Source organism: Pseudescherichia sp. (assembly GCF_031987975.1).
Lineage (GTDB): Bacteria > Pseudomonadota > Gammaproteobacteria > Enterobacterales > Enterobacteriaceae > Pseudescherichia.
The window spans coordinates 200063-225904 of sequence record NZ_DALZYX010000003.1; the positions used below are offsets into that span (position 1 = coordinate 200063).

The 25842-nt window shown below is 59.1% G+C and carries 19 protein-coding genes; 4 read left to right on the forward strand and 15 right to left on the reverse strand.

Annotated features, from left to right (window positions below):
* Window positions 1-27: 27 nt before the first annotated feature.
* The 12 genes from recD to rppH all read right to left on the reverse strand — a co-directional run bounded on the left by recD (window position 28) and on the right by rppH (window position 18348).
* Complete coding sequence (recD, locus tag RTN40_RS06790) at window positions 28-1860, reverse strand: exodeoxyribonuclease V subunit alpha (protein ID WP_312227802.1); 1833 nt, start codon at window positions 1858-1860, stop codon at window positions 28-30.
* Window positions 1857-5417 (reverse strand): exodeoxyribonuclease V subunit beta, encoded by a 3561-nt coding sequence (recB, locus tag RTN40_RS06795; protein ID WP_312227803.1) that lies wholly within the window; start codon window positions 5415-5417, stop codon window positions 1857-1859. Before recB ends, recD begins: the two co-directional genes overlap by 4 nt.
* The gene (gene ptrA / locus RTN40_RS06800; RefSeq protein WP_312227804.1) at window positions 5417-8299 is read right to left on the reverse strand and encodes a pitrilysin; all 2883 of its coding nucleotides are present in this window, start codon (window positions 8297-8299) and stop codon (window positions 5417-5419) included. The genes recB and ptrA overlap by 1 nt, the downstream gene beginning before the upstream one ends.
* Before the next feature lie 116 nt (window positions 8300-8415).
* Window positions 8416-11784 carry an exodeoxyribonuclease V subunit gamma gene (gene recC, locus RTN40_RS06805; protein WP_312227805.1) on the reverse strand — a complete coding sequence of 1123 codons (3369 nt, stop codon included), beginning with the start codon at window positions 11782-11784 and terminating at the stop codon, window positions 8416-8418.
* Between the two features lie 15 nt (window positions 11785-11799).
* Window positions 11800-12120 (reverse strand): prepilin-type N-terminal cleavage/methylation domain-containing protein, encoded by a 321-nt coding sequence (locus RTN40_RS06810; RefSeq protein WP_312227806.1) that lies wholly within the window; start codon window positions 12118-12120, stop codon window positions 11800-11802.
* Window positions 12105-12512: a DUF2509 family protein gene (locus tag RTN40_RS06815; RefSeq protein WP_312227807.1), complete on the reverse strand. Its 408-nt coding sequence runs from the start codon at window positions 12510-12512 to the stop codon at window positions 12105-12107. Before RTN40_RS06815 ends, RTN40_RS06810 begins: the two co-directional genes overlap by 16 nt.
* A complete protein-coding gene (locus RTN40_RS06820) occupies window positions 12509-13072 on the reverse strand; it encodes a prepilin peptidase-dependent protein (RefSeq protein ID WP_312227971.1) in 564 nt (187 codons plus the stop codon). The genes RTN40_RS06815 and RTN40_RS06820 overlap by 4 nt, the downstream gene beginning before the upstream one ends.
* Window positions 13063-13533: a prepilin peptidase-dependent protein gene (locus RTN40_RS06825; RefSeq protein WP_312227808.1), complete on the reverse strand. Its 471-nt coding sequence runs from the start codon at window positions 13531-13533 to the stop codon at window positions 13063-13065. The genes RTN40_RS06820 and RTN40_RS06825 overlap by 10 nt, the downstream gene beginning before the upstream one ends.
* 183 nt (window positions 13534-13716) lie before the next feature.
* Window positions 13717-14511, reverse strand: a complete 795-nt coding sequence (gene thyA, locus RTN40_RS06830) for a thymidylate synthase (protein WP_312227809.1) — start codon at window positions 14509-14511, stop codon at window positions 13717-13719.
* A 6-nt stretch (window positions 14512-14517) separates the two neighbouring features.
* Window positions 14518-15393: a prolipoprotein diacylglyceryl transferase gene (lgt, locus tag RTN40_RS06835; RefSeq protein ID WP_312227810.1), complete on the reverse strand. Its 876-nt coding sequence runs from the start codon at window positions 15391-15393 to the stop codon at window positions 14518-14520.
* A gap of 165 nt (window positions 15394-15558) precedes the next feature.
* Window positions 15559-17805: a phosphoenolpyruvate--protein phosphotransferase gene (ptsP, locus tag RTN40_RS06840; RefSeq protein ID WP_312227811.1), complete on the reverse strand. Its 2247-nt coding sequence runs from the start codon at window positions 17803-17805 to the stop codon at window positions 15559-15561.
* A 12-nt stretch (window positions 17806-17817) separates the two neighbouring features.
* Window positions 17818-18348 carry an RNA pyrophosphohydrolase gene (gene rppH / locus RTN40_RS06845; protein WP_042387929.1) on the reverse strand — a complete coding sequence of 177 codons (531 nt, stop codon included), beginning with the start codon at window positions 18346-18348 and terminating at the stop codon, window positions 17818-17820.
* A 680-nt stretch (window positions 18349-19028) separates the two neighbouring features.
* Between rppH and mutH the strand changes: the two genes are divergently transcribed.
* Both mutH and RTN40_RS06855 read left to right on the forward strand, forming a co-directional pair.
* Window positions 19029-19724: a DNA mismatch repair endonuclease MutH gene (gene mutH / locus RTN40_RS06850; protein ID WP_312227812.1), complete on the forward strand. Its 696-nt coding sequence runs from the start codon at window positions 19029-19031 to the stop codon at window positions 19722-19724.
* 63 nt (window positions 19725-19787) lie between these two features.
* A complete protein-coding gene (locus tag RTN40_RS06855) occupies window positions 19788-20501 on the forward strand; it encodes a TerC family protein (RefSeq protein ID WP_312212849.1) in 714 nt (237 codons plus the stop codon).
* A gap of 37 nt (window positions 20502-20538) precedes the next feature.
* Here the strand turns inward: RTN40_RS06855 and RTN40_RS06860 are convergent, their stop codons facing one another.
* Window positions 20539-20775 carry a hypothetical protein gene (locus RTN40_RS06860; RefSeq protein WP_312227813.1) on the reverse strand — a complete coding sequence of 79 codons (237 nt, stop codon included), beginning with the start codon at window positions 20773-20775 and terminating at the stop codon, window positions 20539-20541.
* A 184-nt stretch (window positions 20776-20959) separates the two neighbouring features.
* Between RTN40_RS06860 and RTN40_RS06865 the strand changes: the two genes are divergently transcribed.
* Complete coding sequence (locus RTN40_RS06865; RefSeq protein WP_042387937.1) at window positions 20960-21178, forward strand: YgdI/YgdR family lipoprotein; 219 nt, start codon at window positions 20960-20962, stop codon at window positions 21176-21178.
* A gap of 123 nt (window positions 21179-21301) precedes the next feature.
* Complete coding sequence (locus tag RTN40_RS06870) at window positions 21302-22342, forward strand: NADP(H)-dependent aldo-keto reductase (RefSeq protein ID WP_312227814.1); 1041 nt, start codon at window positions 21302-21304, stop codon at window positions 22340-22342.
* A gap of 39 nt (window positions 22343-22381) precedes the next feature.
* On the opposite strand, the gene lplT is transcribed toward RTN40_RS06870, so the two are convergent.
* Together lplT and aas are read right to left on the reverse strand one after the other, a co-directional pair.
* A complete protein-coding gene (lplT, locus tag RTN40_RS06875) occupies window positions 22382-23575 on the reverse strand; it encodes a lysophospholipid transporter LplT (protein WP_312227815.1) in 1194 nt (397 codons plus the stop codon).
* A complete protein-coding gene (gene aas / locus RTN40_RS06880; protein ID WP_312227816.1) occupies window positions 23568-25727 on the reverse strand; it encodes a bifunctional acyl-ACP--phospholipid O-acyltransferase/long-chain-fatty-acid--ACP ligase in 2160 nt (719 codons plus the stop codon). Before aas ends, lplT begins: the two co-directional genes overlap by 8 nt.
* Between the last annotated feature and the right edge of the window lie 115 nt (window positions 25728-25842).

Consider the following 25842-nt stretch of genomic DNA (forward strand, 5'->3'; position numbering starts at 1 on the left):
ACCCTACCCGACTGGGTAGGGATTTCTCTATTTGACCTGCGCAAAAATGTCGCCGAGGCCGCTGCGTCGTTCGGTACGGGTGGCAATGGCCTGCACCAGTATACGCTCGTCGGCATAGAGCGACAGCCGACGGCGGGCACGGGTGATTGCCGTGTAGACCAGTTCCCGGGTCACCACCGGCACCATCTGTCCCGGCAGGACCAGCGCGGCGTGATCAAACTCGGACCCCTGAGATTTGTGCACCGTCATCGCCCAGGCTGTTTCATGCTCCGGCAGGCGGCTGGGCTGCACCGATTTAACTTTACCGTCCGGCAGTGGGAACCAGACGCGGGTCCCCTGCCCCCGGTTCAGCGCCACGCCAATATCGCCGTTAAATAGCCCCAGCGCGCTATCGTTGCGGGAGATCATCACTGGCCGTCCATCAAACCAGCGCGAGTGCGGTGTTCGCTTGATTCGCCGCTGGTTTGCCAGGGTCTGCTCGAGCCGTTCATTCAGGCCTGCTACCCCAAACGGTCCCTCGCGCAGGGCGCAGAGCAGCTGGTATTCACTGAAGGCCGCCAGAATCGCCTCTGGTTCCGCCTCGTCACGCACCAGTTGCAGGTAGCGCCCGTAGCCCGCCAGGGCATCGTCCAGCAGGATCTGATAATCATCACGCGCCTGTAGGGATTTGTGCTCAATATCGTTAAAACCCTGGCTAAACACCGAACGGGTACTCTTCTTATCGCCCCGGTTTACCGCCGCCGCCAGCTGACCAATGCCGGAGTCGCTGCCGAAGCGGTAGCTGGTTTGCAGCAGGCAGAGACTGTCCCGCAGCGCGCCTGCCCCGCCGGGTTCTCCGCAGGGAACGATCATTCCGGTCAGGCGAGAGAGCTGCTCCGCCCGCTCTGGGGTAAAGCCAGCGTTAACCCACGCACAGATATCTCCCAGCACCGCTCCCGCCTCTACCGAGGCCAGCTGATCGCGATCGCCTAAAAAAATCACCCGGCCATGGGCGGGCAGCGCGTCGATCAGCCGCGACATCATCGGCAGATCGATCATTGATGCTTCATCCACCACCAATACGTCAAGGTGCAGCGGATTACCGGCGTGATAGCGCAGGCGCTGGCTGCCGGGCTGTGCGCCAAGCAGACGGTGCAGCGTACTGGCCTCTACCGGCAGGCGTTTTTTCTGATCGTCGGTTAACGCCAGCTGACGCAGGGCCGCGCCCAGTGACTCCGTCAGACGCGCCGCCGCCTTCCCGGTCGGAGCGGCCAGATGGATGCGGCAGCGACCGCCGTTCGCCATCTGCACCAAAGCGGCCAGCAGTTTCGCCACCGTGGTGGTTTTGCCGGTGCCCGGTCCGCCGGAAATCACCGAAATGCGCCGGGTCAGCGCTACCGCTGCTGCCACCTTCTGCCAGTTAATCCCCTCCGTTGGTGGGAAAAGTCCGTCCAGCGTCTGATGCAACTGGGCTTCGTCAACGCTCAGCGGCTGGTTAACCTCGCTGAAAAAACTCGCCACGGTAAGCTCGTTGCACCACATGCGGTTCAGGTAAAGGCGCTCCCCAGCCAGCACCATCGGCGCTGGAGTATGACCGTCGCTGACGGCGTCCGATCGCTGTAAAATTGCCGCCCAGTCGCAGGGTGCGCCCGCCTCGGCAAACAGCGCCATCAGCAGCGAATGGCTCTTATCTTCAGCCTCGGCCGCCAGCCGGGAGAGCGGCAGGCAAACGTGACCTTCACCCGCATCGCGGCTGAGTATCGCCGCCGCCAGGGTTACCGCTGGCTCGTCGCGCCCGGCCACGGTCAGGGCAAACTGAACGTCCAGCGGGCGAAACAGCCTCTGGGCCAGCGCCTCTATAAGCAGAGTTTGCATCGTCACTGTGCGGTCTCCTGATAATTCTCTTCTGACTCTTCACCGCTAAACAGGGCATCCATCTCGCTAATCAGCCGCGCATCCGGGCGGGTACGGTAGATGCCCTGCGCCCTATTTTGCTCATCGACGCCGCGCAGAAACAGGTAGATCACGCCGCCGAAATGGCGTTCATAGTCGTAGCCTGCAATACGGTGGCGGAGATAGCGGTGCAGCGCCAGGGTATAAAGTTGATACTGTAGATCGTAGCGGTGCGACTGCATGGCAGCCGCCATCGCCTCCTGGGTGTAGGCCTCGCTGCTCTCACCCAGCCAGTTGGACTTGTAGTCCAGCAGGTAATAGCGCCCGTTATGGCGGAAAACCAGATCGATAAAGCCCTTTAGCATCCCGCGCACGTCGCGGAAATCCAGCGGCGAGCAGCCCGCCGAGAGTGGATCGTAACGCCGGATCGTCGCATCCAGCGTCTCTGACGTCAGGGTCTGGGCAATCGGAATATAGAACTCCATCTCCACTTGCCTGTCTTTCGCGGTGAGCTGGCTTAACGACAGGCCGGTCTCAATAAGCGGCGCGTGCAGAACGGCGTTGATCCATGCCAGCAGCACCGGCTGCCACTGCTCGTCATAACCGCCCGCCTGCAGTTGCTCACTCACCCACTCCTCGGTCACCGGCTGGGTAAAATCGATATTTTCAAACAGGCCATGTAAGAAGGTGCCCGGCGACGCGCCGCGCGGGAAAGCGTGCGGCGTTAAGGCAGGCACCTCGTCCGCCTGGCGCTCGCCGGCGGCATCAACGTCCAGCCGTGGGAGCAGATCCTGGGCGATACCGTGCCCGCGTTGTTGTAAGCCGGAGTAGCTGGTCACCCGCCAGTCATCAAGAATGGGACGCTCAATGTGCCGGGCGCGCAGCGACGGCGGTAGCGAGAGCGTATACTCCCAGCGTGAATTATCCGGCGTGCCGGGGATGCTCAGTACGATATCGTCCCCGCACAGCGCCTCCAGGCAGCGGCGCAAGCCTGCGGCATCGCACGGCTCGCCCCGCTGGATCAGCCTGCCCAGCGCGCTATGGTGAAAATCACTCTCGCCAGACTTCTCTCCCCGGCGGCGGAACAGCGGAGCGATGCCGAGGCTACAGTGCCAGACGGATCGCGTCAGCGCCACGTAGAGCAGGCGCAGATCCTCCGCCAGCCGCTCCGCCTCAGCCAGCTCAATGCTCTCATCGGCCTGACTAAGATCCAGCACCGCCTCAAAGGAGTTACGATCGTGATAGAAAGCCTGGTCCTGCGCCCGGTAGTTGGCGATAAACGGCAGCCAGACCAGCGGATACTCCAGCCCTTTTGCTTTATGGATGGTGACGATCTGTACCAGGTGTTTGTCGCTCTCCAGCCGGAGCTGCTGACTGGCGGCGTTGCTGTCCGGCTCGGCGATATGCTGCGCCAGCCAGCGCACCAGAGCATGCTCGCTCTCGGCATGTGCCCCTGCCTCCTGTAGCAGCTCGCTAATGTGCAGGATATCGGTCAGACGCCGCTCGCCGCCAGAGGTCGCCAGCAGGTTCTCCGCAATATTGCGCTGGGCCATCAGGGTACGCAGCATCGGCATCACGCCGCGCTTTTGCCACGTCTGGCGGTAGCCGTCAAACTCCTCGACCACCCGATCCCACGCCTCTTCATCTTTGTTGAGCTGCTCAATATCCTGGGCGGTCAGGCCAAGCATCCCCGTCGCCAGCGCGCTACGCAAGGTGCTCTCCCGCTCGGGGGTCAGCACCGCCTGGATAAGCCACAGCAGCTCCTGCGCCTCCGGCGTCTCAAAGACGCTGTCGCGGTTGGAGAGATAGACCGAGGGGATATTCAGCAACGTCAGAGCATCGCGGATCAGCGCCGCCTCGTGACGGCTACGCACCAGTACGGTGATGTCGGAAGCCTGCACCGCCCTGGCTCGCTTGCCGTCGTGCAGCAACGCGCTGCCCTGCTGTCCCGCCACCAGCCAGTCGCGGATCTGCGCCGCGCAGAGCTGGGCCATAAAGGCCTGGTAGTCACCGATGCCAACGCCATCGCCCTCCATCAGCCACAGGTTCATGGCGGGCTGCGTTTCACCGTGCAGCTCAAAGCGCAGGGGCTGGTTTCTTTCCGCCGCCTTCACCGGCATGAAGGGGATCTCGCGGAACATAAAGGCATTCTCCATCTGGCTGAAGAGCGTATTCACGCTATTAACCATGCCGGGAGCGGAACGCCAGTTGGTATCGAGTGTGTAGTGGGCGCTCACTTCACCACGTGCTTTCATGTAGGTGAAGATATCCGCGCCACGAAAGGCGTAGATAGCCTGCTTGGGATCGCCAATCAGCAGCAGCGCGGTATCCGGCTGCTGTCGCCAGATACGGCGAAAAATACGGTACTGCTGGGGATCGGTATCCTGAAATTCATCGATCATCGCCACTGGAAAACGCTGGCGGATCGCGGCTGCAAGCGCCTCACCGTTTTCACTGTTCAGCGCCTGGTCGAGGCGGCTCAGCATGTCATCAAAGCCCAGCTCGCCGCGACGTCGCTTCTCCCGAGCCACCGCCTCGCGGATCTCCCGCATGGCGGTGGTCAGCACCAGGTCACTGAGAGTAAGCGGCTCAGCCAGCAGGCCCTCAATGGCGACAAACAGCGGATGCTCCGGCACGACGCCACCCGCCTTGGTACGCGAGGTTAAAAACGACTGGGAGAACTTCTCCAGCGCGTCCGGCAGCTGGTAGCTGCGGGTCTCCTCCTCCGCCCAGGCGTTTATTTTCTCTATCCACTTGCCCTGGTTGCCCCGGTTAAACTTGCGTCGGTCAATGCCAGAGTTTTCAATCAGCGCGTCAAGCTCCGCTACTGCCGCACGCCACTGCTGCTTGATGCCATCAATGCGGGCGATGATTTTGGCATGACGCGAGGCCAGAGTTTCATCCGCTGGCGGCGGCGATTTAATTACCGGCGCCTCCCCCTGCAGATAGCGGTTAATCGCGTTCAGCAGCTCCAGTGGTCCCTTCCACGAAGCGTGGATCACCTCGGCAATATCGCGCGGCAGCGGGTAGCAGTGGCGACGCCAGAAGTCGGCGCAGGCCTGGGCCCGCAGCAGGGACTCATCCTCAATCAGCTGCTGCTGAAAAAGCATTCCCGACTCAAAGGCGTTGAGGCTCAGCATGCGCTGGCAGAAGCCGTGAATGGTAAAGACCGCGGCCTCATCCATCTGCCGCTCGGCCAGCATCAGCCAGCTCGCCGCCTGCTGCTTATCGGGAATATCGTCAAGCAGGCGGGCATAAAGCGGATTGTCGGTGCTTTCGCGCAGACAGGCGATGCGCAGCTCATGAATATTACTGCGGATACGGCCGCGCAGCTCTTCGGTGGCGGCTTCGGTAAAGGTCACCACCAGCAGCTCTTCTACGGTAAGCGGACGCGAAAAAGCGCTCTCGCCGCCCAGCCCCAGCAGCAGGCGCAGGTAGAGGGCGGCGATGGTGTAGGTTTTCCCGGTGCCCGCAGAGGCTTCAATCAGGCGCTCACCGCGTAAAGGTAAGCGCAGGGGGTCTAGCGTCTCAGCGGGGTTACTCATTATTTCTCACTTATCAGGGGCAGCGTGCGCTGCAGTGCGCTGACGTTGTCCCATATCTTCCAGCCTTCAGGGTGTACATACCCGGATTTATCACTCGGTGTGCCGGAGACCTGGGACAGGATCGCCATCCCCTGCGGATCGACCACCGCCTGGTGGAAGAAATCTGCAAGCTTCTGCGGCGTCAGCTGTTTAATCTCAGCGACAACTTTATCACGGGAATCGAAGCGCATATTACCCCGATCGAAATCTTTGCTGATCTGCGAGGCCTCTTCACCCAGCGTTTGCGGGGCCTGCGTGACCTGAGCAATAACCGCCTGCTGGATCTGAGCAAACTCCTCCGCGCTCATTTTCCGCAGCCGATCTTCTGCCGTCGGGAAGAAAGCCTGGTAACGCGCCCACAGCGCCGACGGCTGCTTGTCGCTGCTCTGCAGCAGGAAGCCCAGCCCCCACTGGCGGCCAACGCTCATCGGGAAGGCAAACACCGCATAGCCGAGCTGCTCTTCGGTACGCAGCTGGTTGTAGAACCACGGCTGGATGATTTGCCCCAGCATCGCACTGTAGGCCGAGCTGCTGTACTCGTCATAGCCCGGTGGGACAAACACGGCGGCCAGCGCCGAGTCGCTGGTGCTGCCCGCTTTTTCAAAAATAATTCCCTGCTTTTTATCCACCAGCACGTCGCGGTTGCGGCACCACTGGTTTCCCTTCGCTGCAAGTTGATCCTGGACTTTGTGGGCCAGATCTTTCGCCTGCCCCTCGCTCATATTGCCAACAATCAAGAACTCCGGACGGGCGTTGCTTTTCAGCCGCTCGCGGTAGGCCATGACATCTTTCAGGGTGATCTCAGGCAGCAGCGCCCGGCGCTCTTCACGCTGGAAGTAGGGAACCTGCGAGAGCATCTGCGCTGGCATAATCGCCTGCTCGTAGGCTTTACCCTTTTCTGCGGAGTCCATCATCTGCGCATACCATGACTTCGCCTGCGCCAGCTGGTCCTCGGTTGCCGTATAGCTGAAGTAGCCCGCCAGCAGATCGCTGAAAAGCTGTGGCAGATGCTGGGTATAGCCGTTGGCGTTAAGCATCAGCCCGTTGTTGGCGTTAGTGGAGAAGCCGATCCCCCCGACGGAGGCCTGGTTGCTCAGCTGATCCAGAGCGATCCCCGCCAGGTAGTCGTTCAGGGCAAACATCACCTGATTTTTGGCACTGTCCATCGCCAGCGGATTACGCAGCACTACGCTGACGTCTGCCTTCGGCTCGCTGGCAAAGTAGCGGCTCGGCATGTAGACCACGCGCAGGGTTGGCTCATCCACGATCAGCTCAGGATGGCTAACGTTTTTCGCTGGCTTTTGCAGCGTGAAATCATCCGGAATATAGGGATTCAGCTCCGGCAGCTTCAGCGCGATGGCGCTGGACTTCTGCTGCCAGTCGGCGAAGGTCTGGTCGCTAATTTTATCGACCTGATAAGGCGCATCAACAAAATAGGCGGTTTTATTGTGCGGCTCCTGCGGGCTAATGTACCAGATGCGCGCGTTCTGCGGCGTCATCATTGCCAGCCGCGCCTTAACGGCCTCAGCATCAAACCGATCGGCAATGTTTACTGCGTCAAGCGTGTGCTCAACCGGTACGCGGATCATGGTATCCGCCAGCCACTCGACGTAGTCCATATCACGAGTAATAGAGGGATAACGGAAGTCGAGATCCAGCACGTGGGACAGCTCGTCAAAGTAACGCTTGTCCACGCCCTGCTCGCGCAGCAGCTGAAGATAGCTAAAAATGGCTGCAACCACTTCGTCACGGTGCGCCAGCCCCTTGTCGGTCAGGGTCGCAGAAATAGCCAGCACGCCGCTGTTGCCGTTAACGACAGGATCCGAGTCGGCGCGGATCCCCTCGGCCAGACCCTGCTGCTGCAGCCAGTCAGAGAGCGTTCCCGGACTGCGGTTGCCAATCAGATAAGTAATCAGTTCGTCGGTTTTGCTGCGGAACTGCGGCGTATTGTTATCGATGCGGAACTCAACCCGTACCACTTTACGCGGCATCACCGGCACGTAGTGAAGGATCAGCCCCTTCTGCGCGTCGGTTACCACCGGCACGTCAATTTGCGGCACAGCCAGCGCTTTGTTCGGCACGCGGCCAAAGGTTTTCGCGGCGATGGCGGCCAGCTCCGGCAGCGGACGGTTGCTGTAGACCACGGCCTTCATCAGGTTTGCCGAGTAGTATTTATCGCGAAAGGCCAGCAACGCCTCCTGCACCGGGCTACCCGGTTTGTCGCTCAGGGTCTCCAGGTTACCGCCGGAGAAGCGCGAAGCTGGATGCGCCGGGTTGATGGTCTCCGCACTCACCTGCGCCATGCGCATCCCGTCTCGAGAGCGGGCCAGGGTTAGTTCGGCGTTGACCGCGTTACGCTCGCGTTCAGCATACTTTTTATCAAGCAGCGGCGAGGCGATAGCATCCGCCAGCCGATCCACGGCCCCCTCCAGCGCGTCGTTCTCGACTTCCAGATAGAAGGCAGTACGGTAGGGCGCGGTGCTGGCGTTGTGGCTACCGCCGTGCAGCTTTAAAAATTCAGCAAGGCTGTCCGGCTGCGGATAGTGCGAAGACCCCATCAGGGTCATGTGCTCAAGATAGTGCGCCAGACCGGGATGCGCCTCGGGATCCTGCAGCGAGCCAACGGGCACAACCAGCGCGGAGAGCGATTTCACTGCCTGCGGATCGTTAACCAGTAGAACCACCATGCCGTTATCGAGGCGAATAGCCTGATACTGGCGGGTGTCCTTATCGCTTTTACGAATTGTTTCCTGAACGGGCTGCCAACCGGTGTCTGCCTGACTTAACGGTGCCCAAAGGGCGACAAATAAGACTAACGCTTTGAACAAGGTGCTGCTGGGCATTCACGAACCTCATCATTAACAAACCAGTGCCGGTAAGACCGGCATATCCAATCAGTCCGTGATTCGCTGCGCATCATAATGGAAGCCCTTCCGTTGCGCAATTTTTATACACCTCATCAGGACTGACTAAAGCGAAAGAGCGGCAGCAGATAACGCTCTGCCTGTTTAACTATCTCGGCATAGTTTTCAGGTTCGAGGGTGCGCCACAGGCGCTGGTACCATACGTCCTCGCCCTCGCCACTGACCACCATGTTGCCTTCATAGGCCTGCAGGAACTTGCTTCGCGCTTTAGCGAGCGTCTCCTCATCTTTTAACATCGCATCATTTGTGGCGTCATAACAGGCTTTTATCCATGCACCACCGCTTTCAGGTAGCAGAAGCAGCGGCTTTTTCATCCCTTCCCGATAGCCTTCAACCAGTTCTCCAAGGTACTTCCGCGCCTCATCCTGCTTCAGGGGCGGGAAGTGCCAGGCTTTATCATTGCGGACAAACAGCCGACTCTCTCCCGTTCCGCCGCTGGCACAGTAGACAAGATGTTCCAGCCAAAGTTGCAAACCCTGCGAGACCTTCAGCATCGACGGACGCCAGCGCAGCAGGCCATCCTCCTGCACATGCTGTAGCCAGCCGGTCAGGTGCACCTTGCCGCAGTCAAGCTCGATCTCCATGCTCTCGGCGGGCTTGCGGTGCTCATGAACCCGCGACGCCAGCTGCTGCATCTCCTGGTGCTGGGTCTCCCAGACAATTTCACCAAACGCGCCGTAGGGCAGCTGGCCTGCCGCACGATACTGGCGGAAGAGCTTCTCGACGTCCTCCTCTTCCACCAGGGTATTGAGCAGCGCCTGGTTGAGCTGGTAGCGGTCCAGGCCATCAATGATAAATGGCTCGGCGTCGGGAATATCGCTCGCCTCAGGACGGAAGTTCACCTTCAGACGCATCTGGAAGAAGGCTCGCACCGGATGCGCCCAGAAGCGCTGAAGCTGCTCAAACGGCAGCGTCTCCAGCGGCTCCTCCGCTAGCTCCTGAATAAAGGTAGCGTGCGCCACCCCCTGCTGGCTGGCGGCGGGCAACCACTCCCGGGCGTAGCTTTGCAGCTCATCAGCAATAAAGTTTTCTGCATCAAACGGCATTCGCGTATGCAGGTGGGTAATGTGATCGACCACCCGCCGCGCGCTTTCGTCGCAGGTAAGTTCTTCATCGCCGGGCAGATAGTGGCTCTGCCCGATGTAGTCCACCAGCTCCTGTACCAGCACCGAGGGGAAGCGCTCGCTGTTATCCTGAATCGAGCGCCCGATATAGCTGATGTAGAGCTTCTGCTGGGCAGAGATGAGCGCCTCCAGGAAGAGGTAGCGGTCATCGTCCCGGCGGCTGCGGTCGCCGCGCATCGGTTTCTGGCTCATCAAATCAAAGCCGAGCGGTGACAATGCTCGCGGATAGACGCCGTCATTCATCCCCAGCAGGCAGACCACCTTAAAGGGGATCGAACGCATCGGCATCAGCGTACAGATATTGATAGGTCCGGCGAGGAAGCGCTGGCTAATACGCTCCTGGTCGAGCCTTTGCGCCAGCTCGTCGCGCAGCAGCGAGAGCGGCACCGCCTCGTCATAGTGTGCGCCGACGCCCTGGGTGATAACCGCCTGCCACTGCTGCTCAATCAGCGCCAGCGCGGCTTCGGTATCGGGATCGGGCAGGAAAAAGTCGTTGAGCATGTCGCGGCAGACCGGCAGCCACTCTGCCAAAGGACGCTCCTCCGCCAGCCCTTTGCGCCAGAGTCTGAGCTGCATTAGCAGCGAGGCCAGATGGCCCACCAGCTCGGCAATCAGGCCGCTGGACTCATCATAGGGCAGCACCGACTGCCATTCACCCTGGCGGCTCTCCATTGCGTAGCCGAGCAGCATGCGCGTCAGGCCAAACTGCCAGGTGTGCTGGCCGGTAGCCGGTAGCGCCAGCTCGCGGACGTTGTCATCGTCCATACCCCAGCGCACGCCGGACTCGTTGACCCACTGGCGCAGATAGCGCAGCCCCTCTTCATCAATGTTGAACCGTGCGGCAAGCACCGGGACATCCAGCAGGGCCAGCACGTCTTCCGACTGGAAGCGACTGTCCGGCAGCGAAAGCAGGCTGATAAAGGCCTGCAGCGCCGGGTGCGACTGACGGGCGCGGCGGTCGGAGATGGCATAAGGTAGATAGCGCTCCCCGCTGGCGCTGCCAAATACCGCCTGGATAAAGGGGCTATAGCTGTCGATGTCCGCCACCATCACAATGATGTCGCGTGGGGAGAGGCTCGGATCCTCCTCCAGCATCGCCAGCAGACGATCGTGCAGCACCTCGACCTCCCGCTGCGGACTGTGGCAGACGTGAACCGCTACGCTGCGATCCTCCCGCTCCAGCCTGCGCTTGCTGTCGCTGCGCTCATACTCCTTCGCCGTCACGCCGGCAACGGCGCTATTTTTCAGCTCCAGAATGTCATACTGCAGGTTTTGCAGCAGCGCGCCGGGGGTGATATCAACAAAGGCATCGAGATCGTCGTAGCGATCCATCCCTGCCAACAGATAGATATAGTCGCGCCCCAGCTTGCCCCATGAGGCCAGCAGCGGGTTACCCACCTCCTGCTCACCTTCGCTGTTAAACAGGCCCTCTACCGGCTGATCTTCACGGAACAGGGCTACCGGATGGGCATCAAGGTGGTGTTTACGTTGGCGGGCAATCAGCCGGGAGAGAAACGCCGGATCTTTAATATCCCCCCAGTAGTAGCGGCAGGGATTGGTAAACAGCAGGTGAATATCTACGTGCTTGCCCAGCGCCTGCAGCGCCTGAAGATAGACCGGCGGCAGGGCGGAAATACCGCAGATAAAGACCCGGGAGGGCAGCCCGGCGGGCGGCGTCGTGGCGGACTCCAGCACGTTGATAAAACGCTGATAGAGGTTGGCACGATGCCAGTGCGGCTGTCCCAGCGCCGCGGTGTGTTCCACCAGCGCGCGCCAGAGAGGCGCCTGCCAAACCTGCGCTTCGCCGAGGCCATCAACCAGACCGCCCTCTTCCCAGCGGGTCAGCCACTCTGGACGGAAAACCAGATACTGATCGTAGAGATCCGCCACCCGTGACGAGAGCTGAAACAGCTTGCGCTTGTCATCATCGTCATTGAGGTAGTGGCGGAGCATGATGAACGCCTCCTGCTCCAGCATCTGCGGCAGCAGGGTCATCAGCTTCCAGCTCATGCTCTGTTTATTAAAGGCGCTCTCTTTTGGGATGTCCGGCAGCACGCGGACAAACATATCCCAGATAAAGCTCGCCGGGAGCGGGAACTCGATATTGGCGGCGATACCAAACTTTTGCGACAGCGTCATCTGTAGCCATTGCGCCATGCCGGTACTCTGTACCAGCACCATTTCGGCCTCAAAGGGATCGTCGAGCCGTTCGCGCTCAACGATAAACTCCATCAATGCTTCCAGCACATCCAGACGATTGGAGTGATAGACCCTTAACATAAACGCTCCTGACTACTAATAAACTGGGCAATGTAACCGCGTCATCTTCCCCTGCCTGCCCACCGGCGAGGTGATGGTTACGCTGATGCTGACACATCCGGCGTCCGTTGTCTGTACCCGGCTGGCCTGCCAGCCCGGCGGTAGCGGCACGGGCCTGGGCTGCGCCTGCTGCCAGCCGTAGCGCCACAGGTAGCGATAGTGGCTCCAGGTGGTGAAACCCTGTAGCAGCACGCGATGATACCCTGTCAGCGCCGTCACAACCATGACCAGCAGCACCATTGCCAGCAACGTTTCCGGCAGGCTAAAGCCTCTCTGGGAAGCTACGGCATTCGGCATAGTGCTATCTCCTTGAATGGACAGAAATCGCTCCAGCCGTGGGAAGAAAACGTCACGTTGCCCTCGCGTATCACCCCGCTGCGCCACAGGGTTTCACTGCCGCTCGAGGCAATCAGCACCAGCGTCCGGTCGGCAAAAATACGTAGGCAAGCTCGCCACGGCTGGTGGCTATGCTCCCGACACTGCACGGCGGGCTGCATCTGCCAGGCCTGTATTCGCCCCCACTCCAGCGCCGAATGGGCAGCGGCTAAATTACGCAGCGCCCGGCTTTCACTGGTGATGCGCTGCGTATGGGTGCGCTGGCGCTGATTTAAGCCGGTAAGCATCAGGCTGCCCAGCACCAGCAAGAGCAGAACCAGCGCCAGGGATGAAATTCCGCTTTCACCCCTCACAGGTTGTACCCCACTACGCTATACGCCGCGCTAATGGTTTTCTGGGGATGGTCAAGGGGAGCCGCCGTCAGCGTCACCGTCAACATGGGGGCTAAAACGCCCTGCGGCTGGCGAACCACGGTAAAGTGCTGCACGCTGACCGTGGCGGGATCGGTGATTTTATCCCACCCCTTCTCTTCGCAGCTCGCAGCCCCCTGCCGCGTCTCCAGCACGCCGTTCTGCAAGCGAAAGCCGGTCTGCTCCGCCTCGGAGAGGGGCGCGTGCTCCCACCGGCCGTTGCTGTTGGCATCCCACTGCACAATGATGCAGGTTCCCTGGCGGCCAATAACCAGCGGCTCTCCGCTGCACTCCCCCCGGCAGTAGCCAGCCCGCTGGAGATGCTTTCCCAGGGTAAAGAGGTGCTGCCAAAGCGCCTCCTCCAAAGTTTGCTGCCGGGCCTGGTGCAGCATTGCCGCTTGCAGCGCAGGTAAAAAGCGGGCGGCGCTGAGCAGCAACATGCTGCCGATAACCATGGCAAGCAGTACCTCCAGCAGCGAGAAGCCGCCCTCTTTTAGCTGCATGAGCCGCTGTCTATACGCTGGCATACTCTTATCCGTCCCCAGTTCGATACAATAATTTGCCACTCCCCCGCCTCGCTGCGCAGCGTGATGTGTCCGGCCCATGCCGTATTGCGCAGCCCGTAAAAACCGAGCGAGGGGGTAATATCCACCAGCGCCACATCTGGCCATAACGGACGCAGCGCAAAAGAGTTCTCCGCCCCGCAGGACGCCTGTACGTCAGCCGATGCCAGCAGGCACCAGCGGCCGCTCTCCTGCTTCACCCATACCTTGCGATCCCGGTTGTGCCAGTTGGCGTCATCCCGCAGCAGCTCCAGATAGTCACGCACCTGCCAGGCGGTTTGCCACAAACGCTGGTGCGCCTGGTAACTCTGCCAGCCATACAGTCCCGACGCGCCAAGGATGACCAGAACGATCATCGCCACCGTGGTTTCTATAAGGGTGTATCCCTGCTCTTTTTTCATGGCCGTACTCTGCACCTGAAGCGCAATGCATGCGAGGCGAGATGCTCCCGTTTACGAGGCGCTACGCGAGAAAGATCGGGGTTTGCAGGGAGTTACATCACAGCGGGAAGGCGGGTCGCAGAATGGGGAAAAAGCGGAAAAAAACCGGCGCAGTAACGCGCCGGCTGTGGCAGGCTGTGAATATTAGATAGCAACCGGGGCTTTGATGCCGGGGTGCGGATCGTAGCCTTCGATTTCAAAGTCGTCGAAGCGGTAGTCAAACAGCGACTCCGGCTTGCGCTTGATGACAAGCTTCGGCAGCGCACGCGGCTCACGGGTCAGCTGCAGGTGCGTCTGCTCCATGTGGTTGCTGTAGAGATGGGTATCACCGCCGGTCCAGACGAAGTCACCCACTTCCAGGTCACACTGCTGCGCCATCATATGCACCAGCAGCGCATAGCTGGCGATGTTAAACGGCAGCCCGAGGAAAACATCGCAGGAGCGCTGGTAGAGCTGGCAGGAGAGCTTGCCATCCGCCACGTAAAACTGGAAAAACGCGTGGCACGGGGCCAGCGCCATTTTGTCCAGCTCGCCGACGTTCCAGGCAGAGACGATGATCCGCCGGGAGTCCGGGTCGGTCTTCAGCTGGTTCAACACGGTGGCGATCTGGTCGATGTGGCGACCGTCCGGCGTTGGCCATGCGCGCCACTGTTTGCCGTACACCGGACCGAGATTACCCTGCTCGTCGGCCCACTCGTCCCAGATGGTGACGTTGTTTTCATGCAGGTAGGCGATGTTGGTATCGCCCTGCAGGAACCACAGCAGCTCATGAATGATTGAGCGCAGGTGGCAACGCTTGGTGGTCACCAGCGGGAAGCCCTCCTGCAGGTTAAAGCGCATCTGATGACCAAAAATGGAAAGCGTGCCGGTGCCGGTACGGTCGTTTTTCTGCGTGCCTTCATCCAGCACTTTTTGCATCAGTTCTAAATACTGTTTCATGATTCCTCAGGAGACGTGTTGCTGCGGGCGACGGCGGTACGCCCAAACCATCATCAGCGCGCCCGCAATAATCATTGGGATAGAGAGGATCTGGCCCATGCTGATGTACTGCACCCACTCGCCGGTAAACTGCGCGTCCGGCTGGCGGAAGAACTCCACAATGATGCGGAATGCGCCATAGCCAATCAGGAACAGACCTGATACCGACCCCATCGGGCGCGGCTTGCGAATAAACAGGTTGAGGATGATAAACAGCACAACCCCTTCCAGCGCCAGCTCGTAGAGCTGTGAAGGGTGGCGCGGCAGTACACCGTAAGTGTCAAAGATAGACTGCCACTCCGGGTGCGAAGGCAGCAGCGCCATATCTTCGGCACGGGAGTTAGGGAAGAGCATTGCCAGCGGGAAGTTAGGATCGACGCGGCCCCACAGCTCGCCGTTGATAAAGTTACCCAGACGCCCGGCACCCAGCCCGAACGGGATCAGTGGCGCAATAAAGTCGGAGACCTGGAAGAAGGTACGCTTTGTGCGTTTAGCAAAGATGATCATCACCACGATCACCCCAACCAGGCCACCGTGGAAGGACATACCGCCGTCCCAGACGCGGAACAGATAGAGTGGATCCTGGATAAAGGTCGGGAAGTTGTAGAACAGCACATAGCCGATGCGTCCACCAAGGAAGACGCCCAGGAAGCCCGCATAGAGCAGGTTTTCCACTTCGTTTTTCGTCCAGCCGCTGCCGGGACGATTTGCGCGGCGGCCAGCCAGCCACATGGCAAAAATAAAGCCAACCAGGTACATCAGGCCGTACCAGTGCAGCGAAACCGGTCCGATAGAAAAAATTACCGGATCGAAATCGGGAAAATGCAGATATCCATTATTCATCTGTCACCACAAAGTGTTGTTATTCCGCCAAAAATCGACAGCGGTTAAGATGTGCGCCCGCTTAACAGGGCGCTCCAAAGCTGGGAATCATAGCATAAGCCAGGCGGGCGATTAGGGCGAAGTTGTAAAAGATCTGTATCTTGCCTTTACCCGCTGCTGCTCACGCTAGCGTCCGCCGCGGATCAGACCGCCCATCCCACGGCGCTCCATGAAGGCCGCTACCTGGTGGCGCACCTCGCTGGTAAACTGGGCTTCCAGGGCGCGATTTGCCAGGGTCTCGGCATCCTCACGATCGATATGGCGCAGCAGGTATTTAACACGGGCCACCGAGCGGCCGTTCATTGACAAATGACGATAGCCAAGGCCAATCAGCACCGCGACGCACATCGGATCGCCCGCCATTTCGCCGCACAGGCAGAGATCGATCCCGTGGCGCTCCGTCTCCTGGGCAATCGTCGCCAGCGCCCGCAGAACGGCAGGATGCAGGCTGTCATAGAGGCTCGCCACGCGAGTGTTGTTGCGATCGACCGCCAGCAGGTACTGGGTAAGATCGTTGGTGCCAACGGAGATAAAATCGACCCTGCTTGCCAGATGCGCCAGCATAAAGACCATCGAAGGCACTTCCAACATCACGCCAATGCGCGGTCTGGGGATGGCGTAGCCGATCATCTCTTCGACTTCTCGCCCTGCGCGCTCAATCAGGCGCCGGGCTTCGTCTACCTCTTCGATGCTGGTGACCATCGGCAACAGGATGCTAAGGTTGCCGGTAGCAGCGTTGGCGCGCAGCATGGCCCGGACCTGGATCAGGAAAATTTCTGGCTGATCGAGCGTAATTCGGATGCCACGCCAGCCAAGGCAAGGGTTCTCTTCGCTGATGGGCATATAGGGCAGCTGCTTATCCGCGCCGACGTCCAGCGTACGCAGGGTCACCGGCTTCTCATTAAAGAGTTGCAGCATTCCCTGATACTGGGCTACCTGCTCCTCTTCGGAGGGGAAGCCGCTTTGCAGCATAAACGGGATTTCAGTGCGGTAGAGACCAATGCCGTCGATGCGGCTGCCGAGCTGCTCCTCATGCGCAGGACTCAGGCCCGCGTTAAGCATGACCTTCACCCGATCGCCGCTTTTCAGCTGGGCGGGAAGGTTAACCTCATCCTCAGCAAGCTTGCTTAGCTCGTTCTCTTCGGTAATGAGACGCTGGTACTCCTGAAGCAGGATCGGCTCGGGATCGACCAGCAGTTCGCCCCGGTACCCATCTACCACCAGCGTGCGGTGGTGTAGCACCGAGGGTTGGATATCGGCTCCCATCACCGTAGGAATGCCCAGCGCTCGCACCATAATCGCCGCATGAGAGTTGGCCGCGCCGTCGCGCACCACGACGCCAACCAGCCGATCGTGGGGCAGCTCCGCCAGCGTAGTAGCAGAGAGTTCATCAGCTACCAGCACAAAGCGTTCGGGCCAGGTATTAGGTCCCTGCAGGCTATCATCAAGATGGAACAGCAGACGCTGTCCCAGCGTGCGCAGATCGCCGGCACGCTCCTTGAGATAGCCGTCAGAGAGAGCCGCAAACTGCTCGGCAAAGCGCCCGATGACCTTTTTTACTGCCCACTCAGCCACGAAGCCGCGATCGACTTCGTCAAACAGCTCACGTCTGAGACGAGCGTCCGACAGCAGGTGGGAATAGAGATCGAAAATAGCCGCCGTCTCTTTCTGCGCCCCGGCAGAGAAACGCTTGCTGTAGCGGCGAAACTCGCTGGCAGCCTCTTCAAGCGCGCCGGTAAGGCGTTCACGCTCAAGGCCGGTGTCCAGCGTCGAGGCCTCATAGACCTGTTCCATCAGCGGCAGGGTTGCATCCATCCACCCCTCGGCAATGGCTACGCCCGGTGCGGCAGGCAGCGCGCGAATACGCGTCTGGCGATACTGGCCAAACAGGGCGGCAAGCTGCGACTGGGAGAGGATTGCCGCCATTTGGGTGGCCAGCGTAACCAGAAACGACTCTTCGCTCTCGTCAAACTGGCGCAACTCGCGCTGCTGCACCACCAGCACGCCAAGCAGCTGGCGTCGCTGAATAATCGGCACGCCAAGAAACGCACGGAACCGCTCCTCTTTTACCGAGGGAATATACTTAAAGCTGGGGTGTTTTTGCGCGTCGGCAAGGTTAATCGGCTCCGCCAGCCTGCCTACCAGGCCGACAATACCCTGATCGAATGCGAGCGTGATGGTGCGGCCGCGCGGCTTTTTCAAACCACGCGTCGCCATCAGGTAATAGCAGCGTCTGTCGTGATCGGCGAGGTAGACCGAACAGACTTCGGTATTCATCGCCAGACAAATGTCCGTCACCAGAATATCCAGCGCCTCGTTAAGGCGCGGTGCGCTGGCAACTTTCTCGACTATCTCTCGCAACCGGGTGAGCATGATATGTAGGGCTTATCCTCTTTTACGTCGCCAGGCAGGAGAGTGCTGTGGCTTCGGGGTGCTCTCCGCCAGCGCCATCACCACACTTGCAAACTCCTTCATCACCCGACGATAGACATCGCGCTTAAACGAGACGACCTGACGAACAGGATACCAGTAGCTTACCCAGCGCCAGCCATCAAACTCAGGGGTACTGCTGGTTTGCATATTGATATCCGCATCGTTGCTGATCAATTGCAAAAGAAACCACTTCTGTTTTTGGCCGATACAAACCGGCTTTGTGTCCCAACGCACCAAACGTTTTGGTAACTTGTAACGCAACCAGCTGCGGGTCGAAGCAAGAATACGCACATCCTTACGGCTCAGCCCCACCTCTTCGAACAGCTCCCGGTACATAGCTTGCTCCGGGGACTCACCAGGGTTGATACCCCCCTGGGGAAACTGCCATGAGTGCTGACCGAAGCGCCTGGCCCACATTACCTGGCCTTGTCGATTACAGATTACGATACCCACATTTGGGCGGTAGCCATCGTCATCAATCACCGGACTACCTCAAAATAAACCTGAATTAAACGATTGTTTCACACTCGTGAGGTACGGTAAACCACTCTCTCAATGCGCTATAACCGAATAACATTTGAATAACTCACAATTATCACCTGAGTTATAAACAGAATGGCCGCTCCGGTCGCCGTTTTATTCACGATTTCTGTGGATAGAGTTGTGCAGAAGTATGGAATTACTCCGGGAAAACCTGGGCGCGCCTGAATAATGCGTTTATCACTCAAAAAAATAATATCCGACTATTCATTAAGTTATACCACGATCTTTACGCCTGCGGGATCAATATGTGATGTGTATCACATGGCCGATCCGGCGACTGATGAAAGATCGAACAGAGTCGGTTTTATCCACAGATTGTGCCAATAAGTTAAGCACAATTTGTGTGAAAATTCGATTTTGCTCGCACGTCAAGGCTGTAAATGGAAACAGTAGTGTGGGTTTTCCTCACTTATCCCACTTTTCTGTGGATAACATGGTGTAAGATCCTGTTCATTGTCAGTGACCAGATTTGGAAAACCTTGCGAGCCGTTGCGCAACAAACGCAAAGCAAGAGAAAAAAATCCTAAAAATCATTGCGTTGTTTATCGCGGCGGGAAAAGATCTTACGCATTACCCCCTGTGCACTATTGCTGTTCATTTTTTAACCAGAGGTTGTTCATATGCTGCCGCTCTCCCCTTTTACTTCCCCGCCCGCTTCGGAAAGCATTTTGCTGGAGCAGGCGCAACGGCTCGCCGGGCTAACCCTTGGCGAGCTGGGTGCGCTGGCTGGCCTGCCAGTGCCGACAGATTTTAAGCGCGATAAAGGCTGGACCGGAGTATTGCTGGAGCGCTGGCTGGGGGCGAGTGCCGGCAGCAAGCCTGAGCAGGATTTCGCCGCGCTCGGGGTCGAGCTGAAAACCATTCCGGTGGATAGCCTGGGACGTCCGCTAGAGACCACCTTCGTCTGCGTTGCGCCGCTGACCGGCAACAGCGGCGTCACCTGGGAGAGCAGCCACGTGCGTCACAAGCTCAAGCGGGTGCTGTGGATCCCGGTAGAAGGTTCGCGAGAGATCCCTGTTGCCAGCCGTCGGGTCGGGTCGCCGCTGCTGTGGAGCCCCAGCGAGCTGGAAGAACACCAGCTGCGGATGGACTGGGAGGAGCTGATGGATCTTATCGTGCTGGGCCAGGTAGAGAGCATTACCGCCCGCCATGGCGAGGTGCTACAGCTGCGGCCCAAGGCGGCGAACAGCAAGGCGCTGACCGAGGCGGTGGGCCAGCACGGTCAGCCGATCCTCACCCTGCCGCGAGGCTTCTACCTGAAGAAGAACTTTACCCGCGCGCTGCTGGAGCGGCATTTTTTGTTGCAGGGTTATTAAATTTTTTGCCCTCGCCCGCCACAGGCTTATAATTAGCGCTTCTTTTTTTGGCAGGACTTTACGATGTTATTTGCATGGATAACCGATCCCAACGCCTGGCTCGCGCTCGGTACGCTGACGCTGCTGGAGATTGTGCTCGGAATCGACAATATTATTTTCCTCTCTCTGGTCGTTGCTAAGCTCCCGACCGCACAGCGCAACCACGCCCGGCGTATCGGCCTGGCGGGCGCAATGCTGATGCGTCTGGCGCTGCTGGCCTCTATCTCGTGGGTAACCCGGCTGACCACGCCGCTGTTTAGCGTTTTCGATCACGCGGTCTCCGCCCGGGATCTGATCCTGCTGCTCGGTGGCCTGTTCCTTATCTGGAAGGCCAGCAAGGAGATCCACGAGTCCATCGAAGGTGAAGAGGAGGGGCTGAAAACCAACGTTCACTCTTTCCTTGGTGCCATCGTACAGATCATGATGCTGGATATTATCTTCAGTCTCGACTCGGTCATTACGGCGGTGGGTCTGTCGGATCATCTGTTCATTATGATGGCGGCGGTGGTGATCTCCGTCGGGGTGATGATGTTTGCCGCCCGCCCTATCGGCGAGTTTGTCGATCGTCACCCGTCGGTAAAAATGCTGGCCCTGTCGTTCCTGATCCTGGTTGGCTTTACGCTGATGCTGGAGAGTTTTGGCATCCACGTGCCGAAAGGTTACATCTACTTCGCCATGTTCTTCTCGATCGCCGTCGAGACCCTGAACCTGTTGCGCAATAAAAAGAATCCGCTGTGATCTCTCGCTCCCCCGCTCCGGGGGAGCCATCGCTGCATTAATGGGCGAGAAATTTGATGATGACGCCCGATGCGACGCTTGTAATCACGATCATTGAGCCAATAATAGTCATAGTCTGAACCTTTAAAGCGTTATGTAGCTCGACTTTGAAATTGGCAACTTCAATTCCAAGCGTGGACGTGTTTTCATTTGTTGCATAGTTAGATTTAATTACGGCGACATCCGTGACCAGTGTCTCCACCTTCTCCTCAAGCGTTTTAACGCGTATCTCCATATCTCCTCTCAGTTACTTGTAACGTTAATTACGTCACGGAAATATTATCAGGCTATGGGTATGCAAACCGTGGTGAATGGCGCTATTTCGCGCTGGCTTTTAAGATTTTCCCGCTTTTTCCTTCCGTATCCGTGCGTTATTACTACACTCAATACAGATTTTGGCCTTAAGAAGGAGAAAAGCCGTGAAAAAATGGGCAGTAGTGATTTCCGCAGTGGGTTTGGCTTGTGCAGTTTCAGGATGCAGCAGCGACTATGTGATGGCGACGAAAGATGGCCGTATGATCCTGACCGAAGGCAAGCCGGCCGTAGACGATGATACCGGGCTGGTCAGCTACCGCGACCTGCAGGGCAACGAAATGCAGATTAACCGTGATGATGTGTCGCAAATTATCGAACGTTAAGTGCTAAGGTCAGCAATCTGCTGGCCTTTTGATTTTTCTCTTCCCCTTTTGCCTCCCCTCTGCCATGTTTATATTCCTTTGTCAGGAAGCCCCTGACGTTGTTAAAAAACAAGGAAGCCGGCTATGCATTATCACCGTATCCCTCACAGCTCGCTTGAGATAAGCACGCTGGGGCTGGGCACAATGACCTTTGGTGAGCAGAACAGCGAAGCCGAGGCCCATGCACAGCTTGATTACGCCGTAGCACAGGGTATCAACCTGATCGATGTGGCAGAGATGTATCCCGTGCCGCCGCGCCCGGAGACCCAGGGCTTAACCGAAACCTACGTCGGCAACTGGCTGGCGAAGCACGGCAGCCGTGAAAAACTGGTTATCGCCTCTAAGGTAAGCGGTCCCAGCCGTAATAATGACAGCGGCATTCGCCAGAATCAGGTGCTGGATCGCAAAAATATCCGGGAGGCGCTTGACGCCAGCCTGAAACGCCTGCAAACCGACTATCTCGATCTCTACCAGGTGCACTGGCCGCAGCGCCCAACCAACTGCTTCGGCAAGCTGGGCTATGAGTGGACGGAGTCCGCTCCCGGCGTGACTATTCTCGAAACGCTGGAAGCGTTGGCCGAATGTCAGCGGGCGGGCAAGATCCGCTACATCGGCGTCTCCAACGAAACGGCGTTTGGCGTGATGCGCTATCTGCACCTGGCGGATAAGCATGATCTGCCGCGCATCGTCACCATCCAGAACCCTTACAGCCTGCTGAACCGCAGCTTTGAGGTGGGTCTGTCAGAGGTGAGCCAGTTTGAGGGCGTAGAGCTGTTGGCCTACTCCTGCCTGGCCTTCGGCACCCTGACGGGTAAATACCTGAACGGCGCGAAGCCCGCCGGGGCGCGCAATACGCTGTTTAGCCGTTTCACGCGCTACAGCGGCGAGCAGACGCAAAAAGCAATTGCCGCCTACGTGGATATCGCTAAACGGCATAACCTGGACGCAGCGCAGATGGCACTGGCCTTTGTCCGCCGCCAGCCCTTCGTGGCCAGCACCCTGCTGGGGGCGACGACCATGGAGCAGCTAAAAACCAACGTTGAGAGCCTCTATCTGGAGCTGAGCGAAGAGGTATTAGCGGAGATTGAGGCGGTGCATAAGGTCTATACCTACCCGGCACCGTAAGTAAATTGCCCGGCGGAATACGTCTGCCGGGCATGTTTTTTATCGACGGCGCTGCCACAGCCACAGGGCGGCAATCGCCAGCGCAAACAGCACGCCAAAGCCGACCCCAACGCCAACCACCGGCGCACCCGCTTTCACCGCCAGCGAGTAAAGCCCCAGCATAATCAGCATTGCCGCGTTCTCGCCAAGATTCTGCACAGCGATCGCGTTGCCTGCCCCGACGGAGCGTTTCCCCCGCTCCTGCAAAAGCGCATTGAGCGGCACGACAAAAAATCCGCCCAGCACACCGATGAGCACCAGCAGCCCGTAGGCAGGCAGCAAAGCATGTTGTAACGAAAAGAGCGTTACTACCACGCCGATGAGGATCCCGGCGGGCATGCAGCGGGCTACGCTCTCCAGAGTTACCAGCTTCGCCGCTACGCCCGCGCCGACAACAATCCCTACCGCGACCATGGCGTTAAGATAGGTTGGCGTCGCGTTATCCGTAATGCCCAGCGCCACCGGCACCCACAGCACCAGCAGGAAGCGCAGCGTCACTCCCGCACCCCAGAACAGGCTGGTGCCCACCAGCGAGAAGCGGGTCTCGCCGTTTAGCCACAGCGTCTTACAGGCGTGAAAGAAGCTCCGGGTCATGGGAGTAAAGCGCCAGCTCAGACCAGGCCGGGCCACAGGCAGTTTGGGGATCATCAGGTTCGCCACCACCGCCCCGGCATAGACCAGGGCGCAGATACCGAGCGCCGCCAGCACATGCCAGTCCGCCAGCACGCCGCCCGCCACCGAACCCAGCAGGATGGCGGCGATGGTCGAGGACTCCATCAGGCCGTTAGCCTTCACCAGCTTATCGCCGGTGGTCAGCTCACCGAGAATGCCGTATTTAGCCGGAGAGTAAGCCGCCGCACCAATACCGACCAGCGTATAGCCAATAAACGGATTGAGGCCCACGCAGATGCTCAGCGCGCCCAGCAGCTTTAGCCCGTTGGCGGCCATCATCACGCGTCCCTTGGCGAAGCTGTCCGCCACCTGGCCGACAAAGGGGGCGAAGAGGATGTAAGCGCCTACAAACACCATCTGCAGGATCGGCTGGCTCCAGTCGGGATAGAACTCGGCCTTGAGCAGCGCCAGGGTGGCAAACAGCAGGGCGTTATCGCCAAACGCCGAGAGGAACTGGGCGGCGGTGACCGCCAGCATGCCTTTCGACAGCAGGGAATCGTTAGTGCTCACTGACTCATGCATGTTGCTCTTCCGTCTCGTCGAGTTTGCTCTTCAGGGTCACAAAATCCGGCTTGCCGCTGCCCAGCACCGGCAGCTGCTTCAGGAAACGAATATCGCGTGGCACGGCCAGCTCTGGTACGCCTTGAGCGCGTGCCTGCTGAAGCAGCATCTCACGGGTTAGCTCGCTGTCGGTGGTAAACATCACCAGCGCCTCGCCTTTGCTGGCATCGCTCTTCACTACCGTGGCGTGCATTTTGTCAGGCGAAGCCAGCAGCGCCAGCTGCTCGACCATCTCCAGCGAGATCATCTCCCCGGCGATTTTGGCGAAGCGCTTGGCCCGGCCCTGGATCTGCACAAAGCCCTGCTCGTCGAAGCGTACAATGTCGCCGGTGTCATACCAGCCGGGTTCCATCTCGCCCTCAGCGTTCTCCGCTGCCGGGCGCTCAAGCACCCCAGGGTTCTCGACGCGCAGGTAGCCGGTCATGACGTTCGGTCCCTTCAGCTGCAGCCTGCCGCCCTCCTCAATGCCCGGCACCGCCATCAGACGTGCGTCCATGCCGGGTAGAATACGTCCCACCGTGCCCGGCTTCGCTGCCATCGGCACGTTGATGGAGACTACCGGCGCACACTCGGTTACGCCGTAGCCCTCAAGCACCCGCAGGCCAAACTTGTCCTGCCAGAGCTGGCGGGTACTCTCCTGCAGTTTTTCTGCCCCGGCCACCACGTAGCGCAGGCGGTAGAAGTCGTAGGGGTTAGCGAAGCGGGCGTAGTGCCCAAGGAAAGTCGAGGTGCCAAACAGCACGGTGCAGTTACGGTCATAGACCAGCTCCGGCACGATACGGTAGTGCAGCGGGCTGGGGTAGAGAAAGACTTCCGCGCCGGTCAGCAGCGGGGTAAATAGCCCTACGGTAAGACCAAAGGAGTGAAATAGCGGCAGGGCTGACATAAAGCGGTCCCGGGCGGTAAAGTCAGCGATGGTGCGGATCTGCTCCACGTTAGCGAGAATGCTTTTATGGCTGTGCACCACTCCTTTTGGATTGCCCTCCGAGCCGGAGGTAAAGAGCACCAGCGCGGTGTCCTCCGGCTGCTGCGGTACCTGGGCCAGGCGCGGCATCAGCAGATGGCCGAAGATCCACAGCTTATCGGCGGTGGTCACTTCGCCTTTCAGATCTTCCAGATAGATCCAGCGCACCTGGGTCAGCTGCTCCGGCAGATGCCAGAGCTTGCCCTTCTCCATAAACTGCCGGGAGGTAAAGATGGTTTTGATCTGCGCGGCGGTAATGGCGCTGCCCATACCTTTTACCCCCGCCGTGTAGTTCATCATTGCCGGAACACGGCCCCGGGCGATGGCACCGAAAATTACCGCCGCCGCGATGCCCGCGTTTGGCAGCATCAGGCCAATTTTTTCGCCCTGCGCGCTGTACTTATCCAGGATACGCGCCACAAACAGCGTTTTGGTCAGCAGCTTGCGGTAGGTATCGGGCTTGAAATTAATATCCTCAATGCAGTTTTTACCCGCGCCGTAGCGGTACTGAGCTGCCAGCAGGGCTTCGAATAGCGTCTCCCGTGGGCGCACGGCCATACGGGCTTCCATCATGATCTGGTGAAGCATCTCGCCAGCCAGCCTGCGGCGATCGCGGGCGCGCGGCGCATCGGGCATCGGCAGCTGGGTTGGGGGCAGAATATGCAGGCTAATGCGCGGGAAGAGGCGCTGCTTCACCAGCCCCTTCAGGCGGCTAAAGAAGGTTAGCTCTGCCCCCTCAATGCGCACCGGGATCACCGTTGCCCGCGATTTAGCAGCGACAAAGGCGGCCCCGTCATAAATTTTCATCAGCGAGCCGGAGACGGAGATACGTCCCTCCGGAAAGATCACCACCGGACGGCCGCTTTCGATCAGACGCACCAGCTGCTTGATCGACATCGGTTTGGTGGGATCGAGGGGCACAAAGTCGATCAAACTCGACAGGGCGCGCATATACCAGCTCTGGCTAATGGAGGTGTAGACCGCAAACACCGGGCGCACCGGCAAAAACAGCGCCAGCAGAATACCGTCAATAAAGGAGACGTGGTTTGGGGTGATGAGTACGCGCTCGCCGCGCAGCGGCTGCGTATCGCCGGTCAGCTCGACGCGGTAGAGCAGACGGAAGAGGGTACGGAAAAAGCCCAGCATCATTAACTTCCTGTTCAGTCGTTCGGGGTATGGCAAGAATTGTGGCAGATTACACGAGAAGTGTGGCGGGCGGCAAAATCGGGGCGAAAAAAAACCTGCGCATCCGCGCAGGTTGGTG

Bases quoted from the DNA above. Each gene is read 5' to 3' on its own strand.
- aas (WP_312227816.1), bottom strand. From the start codon at position 25,727: ATGATGCTGGGCTTTTTCCGTACCCTCTTCCGTCTGCTCTACCGCGTC.
- lplT (WP_312227815.1), bottom strand. From the start codon at position 23,575: ATGCATGAGTCAGTGAGCACTAACGATTCCCTGCTGTCGAAAGGCATG.
- RTN40_RS06860 (WP_312227813.1), bottom strand. From the start codon at position 20,775: ATGGAGATACGCGTTAAAACGCTTGAGGAGAAGGTGGAGACACTGGTC.
- ptrA (WP_312227804.1), bottom strand. From the start codon at position 8,299: ATGCCCAGCAGCACCTTGTTCAAAGCGTTAGTCTTATTTGTCGCCCTT.
- ptsP (WP_312227811.1), bottom strand. From the start codon at position 17,805: ATGCTCACCCGGTTGCGAGAGATAGTCGAGAAAGTTGCCAGCGCACCG.
- RTN40_RS06870 (WP_312227814.1), top strand. From the start codon at position 21,302: ATGCATTATCACCGTATCCCTCACAGCTCGCTTGAGATAAGCACGCTG.
- thyA (WP_312227809.1), bottom strand. From the start codon at position 14,511: ATGAAACAGTATTTAGAACTGATGCAAAAAGTGCTGGATGAAGGCACG.
- recB (WP_312227803.1), bottom strand. From the start codon at position 5,417: ATGAGTAACCCCGCTGAGACGCTAGACCCCCTGCGCTTACCTTTACGC.
- lgt (WP_312227810.1), bottom strand. From the start codon at position 15,393: ATGAATAATGGATATCTGCATTTTCCCGATTTCGATCCGGTAATTTTT.
- RTN40_RS06855 (WP_312212849.1), top strand. From the start codon at position 19,788: ATGTTATTTGCATGGATAACCGATCCCAACGCCTGGCTCGCGCTCGGT.
- mutH (WP_312227812.1), top strand. From the start codon at position 19,029: ATGCTGCCGCTCTCCCCTTTTACTTCCCCGCCCGCTTCGGAAAGCATT.
- RTN40_RS06820 (WP_312227971.1), bottom strand. From the start codon at position 13,072: ATGCAGCTAAAAGAGGGCGGCTTCTCGCTGCTGGAGGTACTGCTTGCC.
- recC (WP_312227805.1), bottom strand. From the start codon at position 11,784: ATGTTAAGGGTCTATCACTCCAATCGTCTGGATGTGCTGGAAGCATTG.
- RTN40_RS06825 (WP_312227808.1), bottom strand. From the start codon at position 13,533: ATGAAAAAAGAGCAGGGATACACCCTTATAGAAACCACGGTGGCGATG.
- RTN40_RS06810 (WP_312227806.1), bottom strand. From the start codon at position 12,120: ATGCCGAATGCCGTAGCTTCCCAGAGAGGCTTTAGCCTGCCGGAAACG.